Source organism: Micromonospora sp. WMMA1998 (assembly GCF_027497375.1).
In the GTDB taxonomy this organism is placed as follows: Bacteria; Actinomycetota; Actinomycetes; order Mycobacteriales; family Micromonosporaceae; genus Micromonospora; species Micromonospora sediminicola.
In genome coordinates this window covers 3,880,184-3,895,000 of sequence record NZ_CP114911.1, presented here as the reverse complement: position 1 = coordinate 3,895,000, position 14,817 = coordinate 3,880,184, and the positions used below count along the sequence as shown (strand labels likewise).

The following is a 14,817-nucleotide window of genomic DNA, read 5'->3' as shown; positions in this document are numbered from 1 at the left end:
GTAGGCCGTACCGTAGGCAAATCCGCGGTGCATTGAGGCTGAGACGTGATGCCGAGCCGATTCAGGTGAAGTCAGTGATCCTATGCTGCCGAGAAAAGCCTCTAGCGAGTTCTGAGCGGCCCGTACCCCAAACCGACACAGGTGGTCAGGTAGAGAATACCGAGGCGATCGGGCGAACTGTGGTTAAGGAACTCGGCAAATTGCCCCCGTAACTTAGGGAGAAGGGGGGCCGGAGACGTGAAGCCCCGCGCGGGTGGAGCGTTGTATGGCCGCAGAGAGCAGGGGGAAGCGACTGTTTACTAAAAACACAGGTCCATGCGAAGAAGTAATTCGATGTATATGGACTGACGCCTGCCCGGTGCTGGAACGTTAAGGGGACCTGTTAGCTCTTCGGGGCGAAGCGGAGAACTTAAGCGCCAGTAAACGGCGGTGGTAACTATAACCATCCTAAGGTAGCGAAATTCCTTGTCGGGTAAGTTCCGACCTGCACGAATGGCGTAACGACTTCCCCACTGTCTCAACCACAGGCCCGGCGAAATTGCATTACGAGTAAAGATGCTCGTTACGCGCGGCAGGACGGAAAGACCCCGGGACCTTTACTATAGCTTGACATTGGTATCTGAATTAGCTTGTGTAGGATAGGTGGGAGCCGGTGAAGTCCATACGCCAGTATGGGTGGAGGCAATCTTGAAATACCACTCTGGTTGATTTGGGTATCTAACTTCGGACCGTTATCCGGTTCAGGGACAGTGTCTGGTGGGTAGTTTAACTGGGGCGGTTGCCTCCTAAAGGGTAACGGAGGCGCCCAAAGGTTCCCTCAGCCTGGTTGGCAATCAGGTGTTGAGTGCAAGTGCACAAGGGAGCTTGACTGTGAGACTGACAGGTCGAGCAGGGACGAAAGTCGGGACTAGTGATCCGGCACTGGCATGTGGAAGCGGTGTCGCTCAACGGATAAAAGGTACCCCGGGGATAACAGGCTGATCTTCCCCAAGAGTCCATATCGACGGGATGGTTTGGCACCTCGATGTCGGCTCGTCGCATCCTGGGGCTGTAGCAGGTCCCAAGGGTTGGGCTGTTCGCCCATTAAAGCGGTACGCGAGCTGGGTTTAGAACGTCGTGAGACAGTTCGGTCCCTATCCGCCGTGCGCGTAGGATACTTGAGAAGGGCTGTCCCTAGTACGAGAGGACCGGGACGGACGAACCTCTGGTGTGCCAGTTGTCCCGCCAGGGGCACGGCTGGTTAGCTACGTTCGGAAGGGATAACCGCTGAAAGCATCTAAGCGGGAAGCTCGCTTCAAGATGAGGTATCCCACCCACTTTGTGGGGTAAGGCCCCCAGCTAGACGACTGGGTTGATAGGCCGGAAATGTAAGCCCGGTAACGGGTTCAGTTGACCGGTACTAATAGGCCGAGGACTTGACTACCAAGCTGCTACGCGTCCACTGTGCAACTCTGAACAAACACCATCCACCTGTGTGGGTTGGTTGACATGTTCATAGAGTTACGGCGGTCATGGCGGAGGGGAAACGCCCGGCAACATTCCGAACCCGGAAGCTAAGCCCTCCAGCGCCGATGGTACTGCACTCGGGAGGGTGTGGGAGAGTAGGACACCGCCGGACAATCTTCAGCTCAGGGCCACCCCGCACGGGGTGGCCCTGACGCATTTCTCCCGCCGGTCCGACCGGAATCACCACGGCCGGCCCGGGGTGTCTCGTACCGTCGATCAGGGATCCCTCCGTGCGCCCTGCCGCTCCTGGCGGCTTGAGGAAACGTGACGTGGCGTACGGCGGGTTCGTGATCGGGACGGACCGGCCGGGGTACAGGAGTGGTCATGGAGATCGGAATCATCGGGTCGGGGCACATCGGGGGCACCCTCACCCGTCGTCTGAGTTCACTGGGCCACAACGTGACGGTGGCCAACTCGCGCGGGCCGGAGAGCCTCGCCGACCTCGCCGCCGAGACGGGCGCGCGGGCGGCCGGGCTGGAGGAAGCCGTGCAGGGTGCGGAGTTGGTGGTGATCGCGATCCCGCTCAAGGCGGTGCCGCAGCTGCCGGCGGCGCTCTTCGACGGCAAGCTCGTGGTCGACGCGAACAACTACTACTCCCAGCGCGACGGTGACATCCCGGAGCTGCTGGACCGGAGCCTCAGCTCCAGCCGCTGGACGGCGGACCACCTCAAGGGCGCCCGGGTGGTCAAGGTCTTCAACAACATCCAGGCCGCGCACCTGATGGACAACGGCAAGCCGGCGGGCGCCGCGGGCCGCATCGCCCTGCCGGTGGCCGGCGACGACGCGGACGCCAAGCGGATCGTCATGGGGCTGGTCGACGAGCTGGGGTTCGACCCGGTGGACGCCGGCACGCTGGACGAGAGCTGGCGCCAGCAGCCGGACACGCCGGTCTACGGCACCGACCGCGACGCGGACGGCGTACGGGAGGGCCTGGCCGCGGCGCGGCCCTGAGAACCACTGAGGACAGCGAGAGGCCCCGCCGGCCATGCCGGGCGGGGCCTCGTCGTGTGTGCGGGTCAGGCGCCCGGCTCGGGCGCGCAGATGAAGCGCGGCTCCGGGTCGTAGCGCCAGCTGAACTTCTCCCGCTTGATCACCTTGCCGTCCTTCCTGATGACCCGGTAGGCGTCCTGCGCGAATCCCACGCTGCCCGCCGCGGCGATGCAGTCCGGTCCGGGCTTGAGGTAGACGGTCTTCGGCTGGGTGATGTTCCGACGCGGGCCGTACTCGGTCTTCACGCTGTCGTAGATCTTGGTGCTCCAGATCGACACGGTGATCGTGCTGGACGTGTACGACGTGTCGATGAGCACGCCGTGCGGCGTGTTGTTGCGGAACTTGAAGTCGAGCTGGGGCCAGTAGATGGTCGACTCGATCACGGCCGGGTAGCGGCTGAAGTAGAACGAGTGCGGCTTGTGCTCGACGTCCTGCATCCCGGCGTAGTAGGTCGCGTTGAACAGCGTGGTGGTGAACTGCGAGACACCGCCACCCACCCCCGGCACCAGCTTGCCGCCCACGATCGTCGGCGCGTCCTGGTAGCCCTGGTCGTAGCCACGCTCACCGGTGTGGCCGTTGAGCGAGAAGGTCTCCCCCGGCTTCACGATCGTGCCGTCCACGTCCTTCGCGGCCTGGACGATGTTCTGGCTGCGCGGTGAGGAGAGGCCGCCGGTGAACTGGGTGGTGAAGGTGGAGACGCGTTCCGTGATGCCCAGCTCCGCGAGCGCGGCCTCGGTCAGCTCCGGCGCTGCCGGCTTGAGCTCGGCGCTGACCGAGCGGCCGGTCGACCTGGGCAGCACCGCGAGCAGGGCGGGGCCGAGCGCGGCGGCGTCGACCTGGCGGCCGGCGCGGCTCGGCACCACCTTGGGCTTGCCGCCGCTGATGGTCAGCCCGGCGTCGCGCGGTTCCACCTCGAGCGTGGCCAGCTTGCCGCCGAGCGCGGCACGCAGCCGCTTGACGTCGACCCGGGGGGTGAGCGTCCCGGCGTCGTCGGCCGAGAAGCGCAGCGACCGGGCGATGGCGGCGGGCGGGATGGTCACCGACCCGCCGTCGGTGGTGAGCGTGACGGGTGCGGAGACGGCCGGCCGGGCCAGCTCGGCGACGAGCCGGTCGACCTCCTCGCGGGTGGTCGCCGGCCACTTCTCCACCAGCGGCACGGTGACCGGCCGGGCGGCGAGCCAGCCGGACTTGACCGCCTCGGTCGCGCCGGGCGCGTCCACGGTCAGCGCCGGCTTCGGGTAGACCGGTTTGGGGGTGGTGCCGGTCCAGATGATGGCCGGCATGGTCATCTCCCGGCCCTGGGAGCCCATCGCCTTGCGCAGGGCGGCCTCCAGTCGGGCCGGGTCGACGGTCACCACCGGCTCGACCGTGCGGGACCCGACGAGCCGGCTGACCGCGTGTGCGTCGGCGGCTGCGGCCGCCGCGACGGTGGCGTCCACGTCGATGGCGAGCCCGACGTCGGCGGGGTTCAGCTCGGTCTTCTTCTCGCCCACGGTTACCGTGAGCGGGGCGGTCAGCGTGTCGGCGCGGCGCTCCAGCTCGGCGCGGAGCGCCCGGGCCGCGTCCGCCCGGCTCCGTCCGCCCAGCTCGGTGCCGAGCACGGTGGTGCCGCGGGGCACGTCGCCGGCGTAGGCGTAGGCGCCCACGCCCACGCCCGCGGCGAGCACGGCGGCGGTGAGCCCGCCGGCCAGCAGCAGCCGGCCGCGCCGGGACCGCCCGGGCTTCTTCCCGCCGCCCGTGTCGGGCGGTGTGGCGACCGGCTCCAGCTCGACGCCGGGCCAGCTCACCGCCGCCACCTTGATGGTGGGCCGGTCGTCGGCAGCCGGCATCTTCTCGCCGTACATCGTCACTGCAACCTCGATCGGAAAGACACGCGGGGACCGCTTCCCCCGCGGGAGACACCTACGGTAACCAACGGTCGAGCCGGTCGGGAGTCTCCGGCCGGCAGTCGTGTCGGGCGAGTGCCGGTGTCGTACCTGTCACCCGTTTCGGGTCCCCGCTCCATGGCTGGTCGTGGCACGGTGGGCGGGTGCGGACGGATGACCGGGTGGTGGCCGCGTACGGCGGTGGGTGGCTGGACCGGGCGGCGGCGCTGCGCGGCGACCCGGCCTGGCTGGCCGGTCGGTTGACCGATCCGGAGAGCGTGGTGCTGCCGCTGTGGCGGGACCGGTGCCTCGTCGACGCCGGGCGGACGCCGGTGCGACCGGCGGTGGTCGGTGCGGCCGGCCTGCTCGCCGCCGCCGACGAGACGGTCTTCCTCGGCTTGGCGGAGGGCCGGGCGGTCTTCGCCGCCGACCTCTCCGGCCGCGCCGAGGGCGAGGCCCGCGACCTGGCCGGCGCCGTCGAGGCGGTGGACGTCCGGGCCCTGGTGGGCGGGCTGGGGGCGGCCGAGGCGGCCGTCCAGGCGTACGCGAAGGGGTTGTTGCACTGGCACCGGGGTCAGCGGTTCTGCGGTGCGTGCGGTGCGGCGACGGTCGCCGGGGCGGGCGGGCACACCCGGGCCTGCACCGGCCGGGTGCGGTCGGCTGCTCTTTCCCCGGATCGAACCTGCGGTGATCATGCTGGTGGAGGCGTCCGGTGAGCCGGAGCGCTGCCTGCTGGCCCGGCATCGTGGCGCCGGCGAGGACTCGTGGTCGCTGCTGGCCGGTTTCGTGGAGATCGGCGAGAGCCTGGAGGACGCGGTTCGGCGGGAGCTGGTCGAGGAGGCCGGGATCGCGGTGCGCGGGGTGGTCTACCAGGGTTCGCAGGCGTGGCCGTTCCCGGCCGGGCTGATGGTCGGCTTCCGGGCGACGGCGGCGTCGACGAGGATCCGGGTCGACGGTGAGGAAGTGGTGGAGGCGCGCTGGTTCACCCGGGACGAGTTGCGTGCCCGGGCCGCCGCCGGTCGTTCGCTCGGCCGGATCGACTCGATCGACCGCCACCTGCTGGGGTCGTGGTTGGACGGCCGGAGCTGACCGGTCTCCGGTCGTCGGCGTAGGCCGGCCGGAAGGGTGATCGGCACCTCACCCTCAGCGGCTTGTCAGCTCGCCGTTACCGAACTGTGATGTTTGCCGGTGGCCACTACCACAGGTGAAACCTCTGCGCCATCGTGTCGTAATAGCGCCGGTTTGCCCTGGCCCGCTTGTCGCCGGGACGTTAACCGATGGTAACCGTAGGCGATCTTGATACCACAGCTGTGTTACCCGCCAGTAGCAAGGGGCTTGTGAGGTCTGTCGCTTCGCGAGAGCATCCAATCCGCGACCGCGCGGCCCGTTCGGCACAACGGCACCCGCGCCGCCCCGCAGCTTTCCCGTCCCGCGTCGCGTCCCGCGTCCGGAGACGCACCCCCGTCGAGGAGGACCTTGTGAGTGAATCGGAGAACCGCGAGCTGAGTGGCGGCACCCGCTGGCGGCGCTTCGCCGCGGTGATGGTGCCGGCGACCGTCGTGGCCGGCGGCATCGTGCTGGGCATGGCCAACGGCGCCATCGCGGCCTCGTTCGCCGTGTCGGGCCAGACCTTCAAGGTCGGCGCCTCGAAGCTGGAGGGCACCGGCTTCAAGCAGTACGGCGGCATCGCCAAGGAGTCGGACGGCACCCAGCACCCGGTGGCCGTTTCCGAGATCGCCGACGCCAAGCTCTACGACCTCTGCCAGTCGGTCAACGCCAGCATCCCCGGCGTGCCGATCGTGCTGACCATCAACGCCGGTGGCGGCGGCAAGCCGGCCACCGCGACCAACCTGCTGATCGACATGGACTCGCTCGCGGGCGACGCCCGGTTCGAGAACATCAAGATCGGCCGGGACGCGGCGGACATGAACCCGGCGCAGCCGGTCGTGCCGAAGTCCTTCGGCCAGAGCGCCGACTCGGTGACCATCACGGACCTGGAGCAGGTGGCCCGTTCCACCAGTGCCGGCGTCTTCACCCTCAACGGCCTGAAGCTCAAGGTCAACGTGGGCAAGGACGCCAAGGAATGCTTCTGATCTGAACTCGAGGCCCGCGGAGGGCGCCCTCCGCGGGCCTCGACCATGTCTCACCCCGTCAGCACCGCCAGGAGGAGTACGTGACAACCGCCGAAACGCAACAGGCCCGGCCCGGTCGGCTCGGCCAGGCGTGGCGTGGTTTCCGCCGGTGGCGCCGGGCGCGGCCGTTCTGGGGAGGGCTCTTCACCACCCTGGCCGGCCTGGAGATCTTCGCCACCACCCAGCTGAGCCTCAACGGCCTCACCTTCCAGATGGGGCCCACCGGCTTCCTGTCCTGGCTCATCCCCACCATCCTCGTGGCCTGCGGCATGCTGCTCTGGTTCAGCCCGGCGCAGCGCATGTTCTACGCGGTGGTCGCGGCGATCACCGCGCTCTACTCGCTGATCGGCGTGAACCTCGGCGGCTTCTTCATCGGCCTGCTGCTCGGCATGGTCGGCAGCGCGCTCGGCTTCGCCTGGGTGCCGCGCAAGGCTCCGGCCGCCGACGTGCCCCCGGCGGAACCGGCCGACGACGAGCCGGTCGAGGAGCCCGTCGACGAGCCGGAGCCGGCCCTGGTCGACGAGCTGCTGCCCCGGCAGCGGGAGGACGACACCACCGGGGTGCTCACCGACACCCTGCCGGAGCCGCGCAACCCGCTGCGCGAATCGGCCCCGGCGGAACCGGCTGTGGACACGCCGCCCGTGGACACGCCGCGCGGCCCCGGGCAGCCGCCCCGGGCGTACGCGATCCTGCTGGTCCTCGCCGTCTCCGTGGCCGGGCTGGTCGCGATCCGCGACGAACGGCCGGCGATCGCGGCACCGGCGGCCTGCCCGACCACCTCGGCTCCGGCACCCAAGCCGTCCGCCTCGAAGACCCCGACGGCGACCCCGTCGGCCAGTCCGAGCACGACCGCGCCGGCCGCGCCGGCCGAGCCGGCGGAGGAGAACGACGGCAACCTGCTGACCGACATCGTCGACGGCATCACCGGCCTGTTCACCGGCGGTGACGACGACAAGGCGTCGCCGTCGCCGTCCGCGTCGGCCGTGGCCGCCGCCGCGGCGACCCCGAGTGGTAGCGCCACGCCGAAGCCCAGCGGCAGCGCCAAGCCGTCGACCCCGGCCAAGCCGGGCGCCGACTGCGACGACGACAAGCCGGCCCCGACCAAGCCGAAGCCGGTCGAGGAGGGCAAGCCGCTGCCCAAGCTGGCCGCGGACCCCAACCAGCCGCTCGTCGCCGACCCGCCGTCCCGGCTCACCGGATCCAAGGTCACGATGACCGGGCTGCGCTTCGAGGGCATCGTCGAGCTGCCCACCCGCGACGGCACGCTCAAGTGCCTGAAGTTCACCATGGACAAGGCGGTCACCGACGACTTCACGCTGCTGGCCAGCGGCCCGGCCGGCAAGAAGCAGCGGTACGTGACCGACCGGCTCACCGTCGAGGGCGACGTCGCCTTCTACGCCACCCGGTTCGTCGGCTACCTGCTCGGCATCAAGATCACGCTGACGCCGGACCTGCCCTTCCCGGACGGCATCCCGATCACCTCGCCGATCCCGATCAGCTTCACCGACCCGGTGATCGAGCTGGCGTACGAGAACTCCAAGTCGCTCACCGCCCGACCGGTGCTCCGGGTCGACCTGGCCTGACCGGCGCGGACAGCGGAACGGCCGGGAGCCGGAGGAAACTCCGACTCCCGGCCGTCGCCGTGCTCAGAGGCGGGCCAGCGCCCGGCGCAGCGGGTCGAGCCCCAGCGCCCCCAGGTCGAGCGCCTGGCGGTGGAACTCCTTCAGGTCGAAGTCGGCGCCCTTGCGGGCCTTCGCCTCCTCCCGCGCCTGCAACCAGATCCGCTCGCCCACCTTGTACGAGGGCGCCTGACCCGGCCAGCCCAGGTAGCGGTTCAGCTCGAACCGCAGGTTCTCGTCCGGCACCCGGCAGTGCGCCCGCATGAACTCCCAGCCCAGCTCCGGCGTCCAGCGCTCGCCCGGGTGGAAGCCGAACGGGTTGTCCGCCGGGATCTCCAGCTCCAGGTGCATGCCGATGTCGACGATGACCCGGGCCGCGCGCAGCGCCTGCCCGTCGAGCATGCCGAGCCGGTCGCCCGGGTCGGCCAGGTAGCCCAGCTCGTCCATCAGACGCTCGGCGTAGAGCGCCCACCCCTCACCGTGCCCGGAGACCCAGCAGAGCAGCCGCTGCCAGCGGTTGAGCAGGTCGGCCCGGACGGCGGTTTGGGCGACCTGGAGGTGGTGGCCGGGCACGCCCTCGTGGTAGACGGTGGTCACCTCGCGCCAGGTGGAGAAGTCGGTGATGCCCTGCGGCACCGCCCACCACATCCGACCCGGGCGGGAGAAGTCCTCGCTCGGGCCGGTGTAGTAGATGGCCCCGTCGCTCGTCGGCGCCAACCGGCACTCGATCCGGCGGACCTGCTCCGGGATGTCGAAGTGGGTGCCGTTCAGCTCGGTGATCGCCTTGTCCGCGAGCTCCTGCATCCAGTCGCGGAACGCCTCCTTGCCGCGCACGGTCCGCGCCGGGTCGGCGTCGAGCGCGGCGACGGCCTCGTCGACCGTCGCGCCCGGACCGGCGATCTGCCCGGCCACGATCCGCATGTCGGCCTCCAGGCGGGCCAGCTCCGCGAACCCCCAGGCGTACGTCTCGTCCAGGTCGACCTTGGCGCCGAGGAAGTACTGCGAGGCCAGCTCGTAGCGCTCCCGGCCGGCGGCCTGCTTCTCCCGCCCCACCGGAGCCAGCTCGGTGCGGAGGAACTGACCGAACTCGGCGGTGGCCGCGGTCGCGGCGGCGGCGCCCTTGCGCAGCTCCGCGCCGAGCGCGCCGTCCGCGTCGAGCCGCTCGACCAGGCCGTGGAAGAAGTTGTCGCCCTCCGGGTCGACCCAGACGTCGCACTGCTTGGCCACCTCGACGAGCTGCACCCGCGAGCTGACCCGGCCCTCGGCGGCGGCCTCGCGCAGCGTGCGCTTGTAGCCGTCCAGTGCCGAGGCGAAGCGGTTGAGCCGGGTGGCGACGTTGGCCTTCGCCTCCTCGCCGTCGGTCGGCATCAGGTCGAAGACCATCCGGATCTCGTGCAGCCCGCTCTCGATCACGCTGATCTCGCTGGTGGTCTCACCGGCGTCGTGCCGGGCGAGTTCCAGGCCGAGGCGTTCCTGCATCGCCTCCTTGGCGGTCCGCTCCGCCTCGGTCTCCGGCTCGGCGACGTCGAGCTGGCCCAGCGTGCGCCGGACCAGGTCCGCCCGGGCCGCGTAGCCGTCCGGCGTGAGGTCGTCGAGCTGGTCGTCGTAGCCGGCGATGCCGACGTAGGTGGCACCGGTCGGGCTCAGCGGAGCCCACTCGGCCACGTACCGGTTGGCGAGGTCATCGATTCGTCCCACGGGCGAACCCTACGTGACCGGGCCACCCCGGTGTCGACAGCGTTTGCCGTGTTCGTCGGGGGCGACCCGACGGTTGCTGTGGTGGTCGACACGGCGTCTGAATTTCGCGCGACATCGTCGTACCCCGGGGGCAGAGTGTCAGGGGTGACAGTCGAGACCACTCCTGACCGTGCGCCGCTGCGGAGCTGGCTGCCCGGGTTCGTCGCGCTCGCCGCCATCTGGGGCTCCAGCTTCCTGTTCATCAAGGTGGGGGTGACCGAGCTGCACCCCGTGCACCTCACCCTCTTCCGGGTCGCCACCGGCGCGGTCACGCTTCTGGTGGTGCTGGCCGTGCTGCGCGACCGGCTGCCCCGCGAGCCGCGGGTCTGGGCCCACATGACGGTGGTGGCCGCGTTCGGCGTCGCGCTGCCGTTCACCCTCTTCGGCTTCGGCGAGCAGCGGGTCGAGTCGATGCTGGCCGGCATCTGGAACGCCACCACTCCGCTGATCGTGCTGCCGCTGGCCGTGCTGGTGTTCCGCACCGAGCGGCTGACCGCTCGGCGGGCCGTCGGGCTGGGGCTGGGCTTCATCGGCGTGCTGGTGGTCCTCGGCGTTTGGGAGGGCGTGGGCGGCGCCCACTTCACCGGCCAGCTCATGTGCTTCGGGGCGGCGGCCTGCTACGGCCTGGCGATCCCGTACCAGAAGAAGTTCATCGCGGGCAGCGCGCACTCCGGGCTGTCGCTGTCGGCGGCGCAACTGCTCGTGGCCACCGCGCAGCTCGCGCTGGTCGCGCCGCTGGTGGCGGGGGCACCACCGATGCCGACCGGCCTGTCGCTGCGGGTGGTGGCCAGCGTGCTCGCGCTCGGCGCGCTCGGCACCGGGCTGGCCTTCGTGATCAACATGCGCAACATCCGGCTGGCCGGGGCGAGCACGGCGTCCACGGTGACCTACCTGATCCCGGTGTTCGCGGTGCTGGTCGGCGCGGTGGTGCTCGGCGAGCGGATGAACTGGCACCAACCGGTCGGCGCGCTGGTGGTGCTCGTCGGGGTGGCGGTCGCGCAGGGCCTGTTCGGCAGGCGTGGACGCCGGCCGGAACCGGTGGCCCCCGCGGCCCGCACGGTCGAGCCGGCCGCCCGGGGCTGACCGCTCAGCCCCGGCCCGCCGTCCACTTCACCAGGCGGGCGGCCGTCCACGTGTTGACCACCCGGTCCGCCGGTACGCCGCAACGCGCCGCCCGCTCGCAGCCGAAGCGCTGCCAGTCGAGCTGCCCGGGCGCGTGCGCGTCGGTGTTGATCGCGAATAGGCAGCCGGCCTCCAGCGCCCGGCGGATCAACCGCTTCGGCGGGTCCTGCCGCTCCGGCCGGGAGTTGATCTCGACGGCGACGTCGTGCTCGGCGCAGGCGGCGAAGACGGCGTCCGGGTCGAACTCGCTCTCCTTGCGGGTGCGGGCCCGGTGGCCCCGGTCGCCCGGCCCGGTCACGCCCGCCGGCCGGGACGAGACCATCCGGCCGGTGCAATGGCCGAGGATGTCCAGGTGCGGGTTGCCGATCGCGGCCAGCATCCGGCGGGTCATCCGCGCCCGGTCGTCGCTCAGGCCGCTGTGCACCGAGCCGACCACCACGTCCAGCCGGGCGAGCAGCTCGTCGTCCTGGTCCAGCGAGCCGTCGGCGAGGATGTCGACCTCGATGCCGGTGAGGATGCGGAAGCCCTTCGGCAGCGCCTCGTTCACGGCGGCCACGTGGTCGAGCTGCCGGCGCAGCCGGTCGGCGGTGAGACCCCGGGCCACCTTGAGCCGGGGCGAGTGATCGGTGAGCACCACGTACTCGTGCCCCAGCTCGACCGCCGCCAGCGCCATCTCCTCGATCGGGGAGCCGCCGTCGGACCAGTCGGAGTGGGTGTGGCAGTCGCCGCGCAACGCGTCCCGCAGCCGCGCCGCCTCCTCGTCCAGGTCGGTGCCCTCGGTGGCGACCAGCCGGCGCAGGTAGACGGGTTCCTCGCCGGCCAGCGACTCGACGACACAGCGGGCGGTCACGTCACCGACGCCGGCCAGCTCGGTCAGCTTGCCGGCGCGGGCCCGCTCCGCCACCTCCCCGGCGGGCAGCGCGCCGAGCGCCGCGGCGGCCGACCGGAACGCCCGCACCCGGTAGGTGGCCTCGTTCGCCCGCTCCAGCAGGAACGCGATCCGGCGCAGGTCGGCGATGGGGTCCCGGGCAGTCATGCCCTGGAACCTACGCGCTCGCGCCGCCCGCCGGGTGGCCCCGCACCGCGCGTCGGGGTCAGCCGCCGGTGGTCGACCGGCCGGGCGACGTCGGGCAGCCGTGCTTGCGCTGCCAGGCGGTGACCTCGGCGACCGGCGACCGGTTGCCGCCCTTACGCCAGGAGTTCAGGTAGGGCGCCGGCCAGACCACACCCCGCCGGATCCACCAGTCGCTCGTGCCGGTGCACTTCGGCGAGAGCCCGAAGTGCAGATGGCAGACGTTGTTGGCGTTGCCGGTGCGGCCCACCTTGCCGAGCTGCTGGCCGGCGCGCACGCGGACGCCGGCGTCGACGCCGGCGGTGATCGCGCTCAGGTGGGAGCCGTAGTAGCGCACCCCGTCGTCGCCGAGCAGCGACACCGACAGTCCGCCGTTGTTCGGCCCGAGCGGCCCACGCTTGTCGAACCGGTCCACCCGGCTGACCTCCAGGATTACGCCGTCGGTGACCGCCACGACCGGCTCGCCGCAGTCGGCGAAGAGGTCGGTGCCCGGATAGCCGCCGTGCGTCGGGTGGTAGTCGACGTTGCCGGCCCGGACCGGGAAGACCCGCCGTACGTCGGTGCGGGTCGGCGTCGGGGCAGCGGAGGAGGCGGCCGGCGGGATCGGGCGGGGACTCGCAGGCTCGGCCGGCTGCGCGGCGGTCACCATCGGGCTCGGGTCCCGCCAGGCGTCGGCGGGCGCGGCGGGGCGGTCGCACCCGGCGGCCAGCGCCGCCACGAGCAGCAGGACCGGGTACGCCGGACGCGCGCGGCGTCCGATCGATGGCGAGCGCATCCGATCATCCTGGCAGACCACTACCGTGGGGACGAACGCCGAGAGCCGGCCGCATCGATCGGTGACTGTGCGTGATTGCCGAGGTGGGGCGTCGGGGAAGGGGGCAGCGGTGGCGAACGGGTGGTACGGCGTATCCGACGGGCCCGGTCCGGGGGTGGCGCACCCGCCGCCGCGTACGCCGTCGGGGCTCTTCCCGTCCGGCGGGCCGATGCGGCCCAGCTACCGCGAACCGCACCCGGTCACCGGCGGGGGCGTCGCGGTCGGCGCGGTGGCCGCGTTCGCCTGGCTGCTGCTGTTCGGGCTGGTCGGCCGCGATGTGCCCGGCTACGCGTGGTGGACGCTGTTCGCCGGCGGGGTGGCCTGGGCGGCCGCCGCGGCGCTGGTCCGCCACGGCGACCGCGGGGTGGCGACCGGGGTGGCCATCGTCACCGCGGGCGGCTGGAGCATCGCCGCCGCGGTCGTCGCGGTGCGGTGGGCGCAGTCCGGCGACTGGCCGCTCTGGTGACCTTGGGTGCCGGTTTCGCTGCGTAGCGAAGACCATCTTGACGAACGCGTGGTGACGGTTCACGCTCGCGGTATGGCCTGGACCACACCGCCGCGGCTCGACCCCGAGCGGAGCCGCCGTCGCCTGCAGCTCCTCGCCGAGTTGGCCGGTGCCCGCGCGGTACAGCAGCGCGAACGGCCGCAGCGGGCGCGCTCCGAGCGGCTGCGCCAGCTGATCGCCACCCGCCGCCGCGTCGCCGGCTGAACCACTTTCTCCAGGAACGGCCGGCCCCTTACGGGGCGTTGACCGGTCGCCCGCCGACCCGACCGGTTAACGTGCATCGCGTGACGTGTCGGCGTGCTGCCGAGGCCAACTTGGGGGGACCGTGTCGTACTTCGCTGCTGCCGTGGCGCGCGTCGACGGTGGCTGGACCGCCGGCGAGGTGAGCCTGCGGGGCGTCACCGACATCGAGGAGGCGGCCGACCGGCTGCGCGACGTCGAGCCGGACGCCGACCTCTCCCTGCTGTTCGTCGAGGCGGACGACACGTACCTGGTGATCCTGCGCCTGGACGAGGGGGAGGACCTGCGGGTCTTCGGCTCCGACTCGGCCTACGCGGAGGAGTCCCGGCTGGGCGCGCTGCTGGTGGGCGACCTGAAGACCTCGGTCACCGGGCTGGAGGACGTCGACGAGCCGCGCCCGACCGGCGGCGACGAGGACAGCGAGCAGCCGGCCGTGGACCCGGAGGCCGACCCGGTGGGTGACGCCGACCTCCTCGCCGACCTGGGCATCCCGGCGCAGAAGCTGCTCGCGCTCTGCGCCCACGAGGGTTCCATGCCGGCGGACGTCACCGCCGAGATCTGCCAGGTGCTCGGCTGCGCGGACGACGTCGAGGAGCTGCGTGAGGTCTGAGCCGGGCGGGTCGGTCACCCCCGGCGCGGCGGAACCGGTCGACGCCACCGATCCGGCGTTGGAGACGGTGGGGCCGCCGGGCGCGGGGCCGGGTGCCGACGAGTGGCTGGCCGGGCTCGGCGAGCTGGGTCGCCGGCAGCGGCACGAGCTGTGGATGCGTCGGGCCCTGGAGGTCGCGGTGACTGGCCCGGACAGCGACACCCCCGGCGAGGACGCCGACGACGTGCCGGTCGGCGCCGTGCTGTACGCCCCCGACGGCGCCGAGCTGGCGATCGGGCGCAACGAGCGGGAGCTGACCGGCGACCCGACAGCGCACGCCGAGGTGCTGGCGCTGCGCCGGGCCGCGCGGCGGCTGGGCCGCTGGCGGCTGGATGGATGCACCCTGGTGGTGACGCTGGAGCCGTGCACCATGTGCGCCGGTGCGATCGCGCTGGCCCGGGTCTCGACGGTGGTGTTCGGGGCGTGGGAGCCGAAGACGGGTGCGGTGGGCTCGCTCTGGGACGTGCTGCGCGACCGCCGCGTCACGCACCGCCCCGAGGTGTACGGGGGTGTGCTGGAGACGGAGAGCGCGGCGGTGCTGCGCGCGTTCTTCCGCTGACCGGGTG

At 71.4% G+C, this 14,817-nt stretch carries 12 protein-coding genes, 2 rRNA genes and 1 pseudogene (1 of these 15 running past the window's edge); 11 read left to right on the top strand and 4 right to left on the bottom strand.

Going from position 1 to position 14,817, the window contains the following annotated elements:
• The 3 genes from O7600_RS17620 to O7600_RS17610 form a co-directional block, all read left to right on the top strand.
• Positions 1-1,423: ribosomal RNA gene (locus O7600_RS17620) — 23S ribosomal RNA — on the top strand (it extends 1,685 nt beyond the left edge of the window).
• A 78-nt stretch (positions 1,424-1,501) separates the two neighbouring features.
• Positions 1,502-1,618 (top strand): 5S ribosomal RNA (rrf, locus tag O7600_RS17615).
• A 212-nt stretch (positions 1,619-1,830) separates the two neighbouring features.
• A complete protein-coding gene (locus O7600_RS17610; protein ID WP_281588742.1) occupies positions 1,831-2,457 on the top strand; it encodes an NADPH-dependent F420 reductase in 627 nt (208 codons plus the stop codon).
• Positions 2,458-2,522: 65 nt separating this feature from the next.
• Here O7600_RS17610 and O7600_RS17605 read toward each other — a convergent pair whose 3' ends face one another.
• On the bottom strand, positions 2,523-4,340 hold the full coding sequence (locus O7600_RS17605) for a VanW family protein (protein WP_281594189.1): 1,818 nt from the start codon (positions 4,338-4,340) through the stop codon (positions 2,523-2,525).
• 185 nt (positions 4,341-4,525) lie between these two features.
• Here O7600_RS17605 and nudC point away from each other — a divergent pair.
• From nudC to O7600_RS17590, 3 genes and pseudogenes are all read left to right on the top strand, one after another.
• Positions 4,526-5,450: pseudogene (nudC, locus tag O7600_RS17600) on the top strand (NAD(+) diphosphatase).
• 452 nt (positions 5,451-5,902) lie between these two features.
• Positions 5,903-6,454, top strand: a complete 552-nt coding sequence (locus O7600_RS17595; protein WP_281594188.1) for a DUF6230 family protein — start codon at positions 5,903-5,905, stop codon at positions 6,452-6,454.
• A gap of 80 nt (positions 6,455-6,534) precedes the next feature.
• Positions 6,535-8,076 carry a DUF6114 domain-containing protein gene (locus O7600_RS17590; protein WP_281588740.1) on the top strand — a complete coding sequence of 514 codons (1,542 nt, stop codon included), beginning with the start codon at positions 6,535-6,537 and terminating at the stop codon, positions 8,074-8,076.
• Positions 8,077-8,139: 63 nt separating this feature from the next.
• On the opposite strand, the gene O7600_RS17585 is transcribed toward O7600_RS17590, so the two are convergent.
• The gene (locus O7600_RS17585; protein ID WP_281588738.1) at positions 8,140-9,810 is read right to left on the bottom strand and encodes a DUF885 domain-containing protein; all 1,671 of its coding nucleotides are present in this window, start codon (positions 9,808-9,810) and stop codon (positions 8,140-8,142) included.
• Positions 9,811-9,954: 144 nt separating this feature from the next.
• Here O7600_RS17585 and O7600_RS17580 point away from each other — a divergent pair, with 144 nt between their 5' ends.
• Positions 9,955-10,932: a DMT family transporter gene (locus tag O7600_RS17580; protein ID WP_281588736.1), complete on the top strand. Its 978-nt coding sequence runs from the start codon at positions 9,955-9,957 to the stop codon at positions 10,930-10,932.
• 4 nt (positions 10,933-10,936) lie between these two features.
• Here O7600_RS17580 and O7600_RS17575 read toward each other — a convergent pair whose 3' ends face one another.
• Both O7600_RS17575 and O7600_RS17570 read right to left on the bottom strand, forming a co-directional pair.
• On the bottom strand, positions 10,937-12,007 hold the full coding sequence (locus O7600_RS17575) for a PHP domain-containing protein (RefSeq protein ID WP_281588734.1): 1,071 nt from the start codon (positions 12,005-12,007) through the stop codon (positions 10,937-10,939).
• 58 nt (positions 12,008-12,065) lie between these two features.
• A complete protein-coding gene (locus O7600_RS17570) occupies positions 12,066-12,818 on the bottom strand; it encodes a M23 family metallopeptidase (RefSeq protein ID WP_281588732.1) in 753 nt (250 codons plus the stop codon).
• Positions 12,819-13,026: 208 nt separating this feature from the next.
• Between O7600_RS17570 and O7600_RS17565 the strand changes: the two genes are divergently transcribed.
• From O7600_RS17565 to O7600_RS17550, 4 genes are all read left to right on the top strand, one after another.
• Positions 13,027-13,323, top strand: coding sequence for a hypothetical protein (locus O7600_RS17565; RefSeq protein ID WP_091576827.1), 297 nt, complete (start codon positions 13,027-13,029; stop codon positions 13,321-13,323).
• Positions 13,324-13,395: 72 nt separating this feature from the next.
• The gene (locus O7600_RS17560) at positions 13,396-13,566 is read left to right on the top strand and encodes a hypothetical protein (protein ID WP_174528573.1); all 171 of its coding nucleotides are present in this window, start codon (positions 13,396-13,398) and stop codon (positions 13,564-13,566) included.
• A gap of 121 nt (positions 13,567-13,687) precedes the next feature.
• Complete coding sequence (locus O7600_RS17555) at positions 13,688-14,212, top strand: tRNA adenosine deaminase-associated protein (RefSeq protein ID WP_281588729.1); 525 nt, start codon at positions 13,688-13,690, stop codon at positions 14,210-14,212.
• Positions 14,202-14,810, top strand: coding sequence for a nucleoside deaminase (locus tag O7600_RS17550; protein ID WP_281588727.1), 609 nt, complete (start codon positions 14,202-14,204; stop codon positions 14,808-14,810). The genes O7600_RS17555 and O7600_RS17550 overlap by 11 nt, the downstream gene beginning before the upstream one ends.
• Positions 14,811-14,817: the final 7 nt, after the last annotated feature.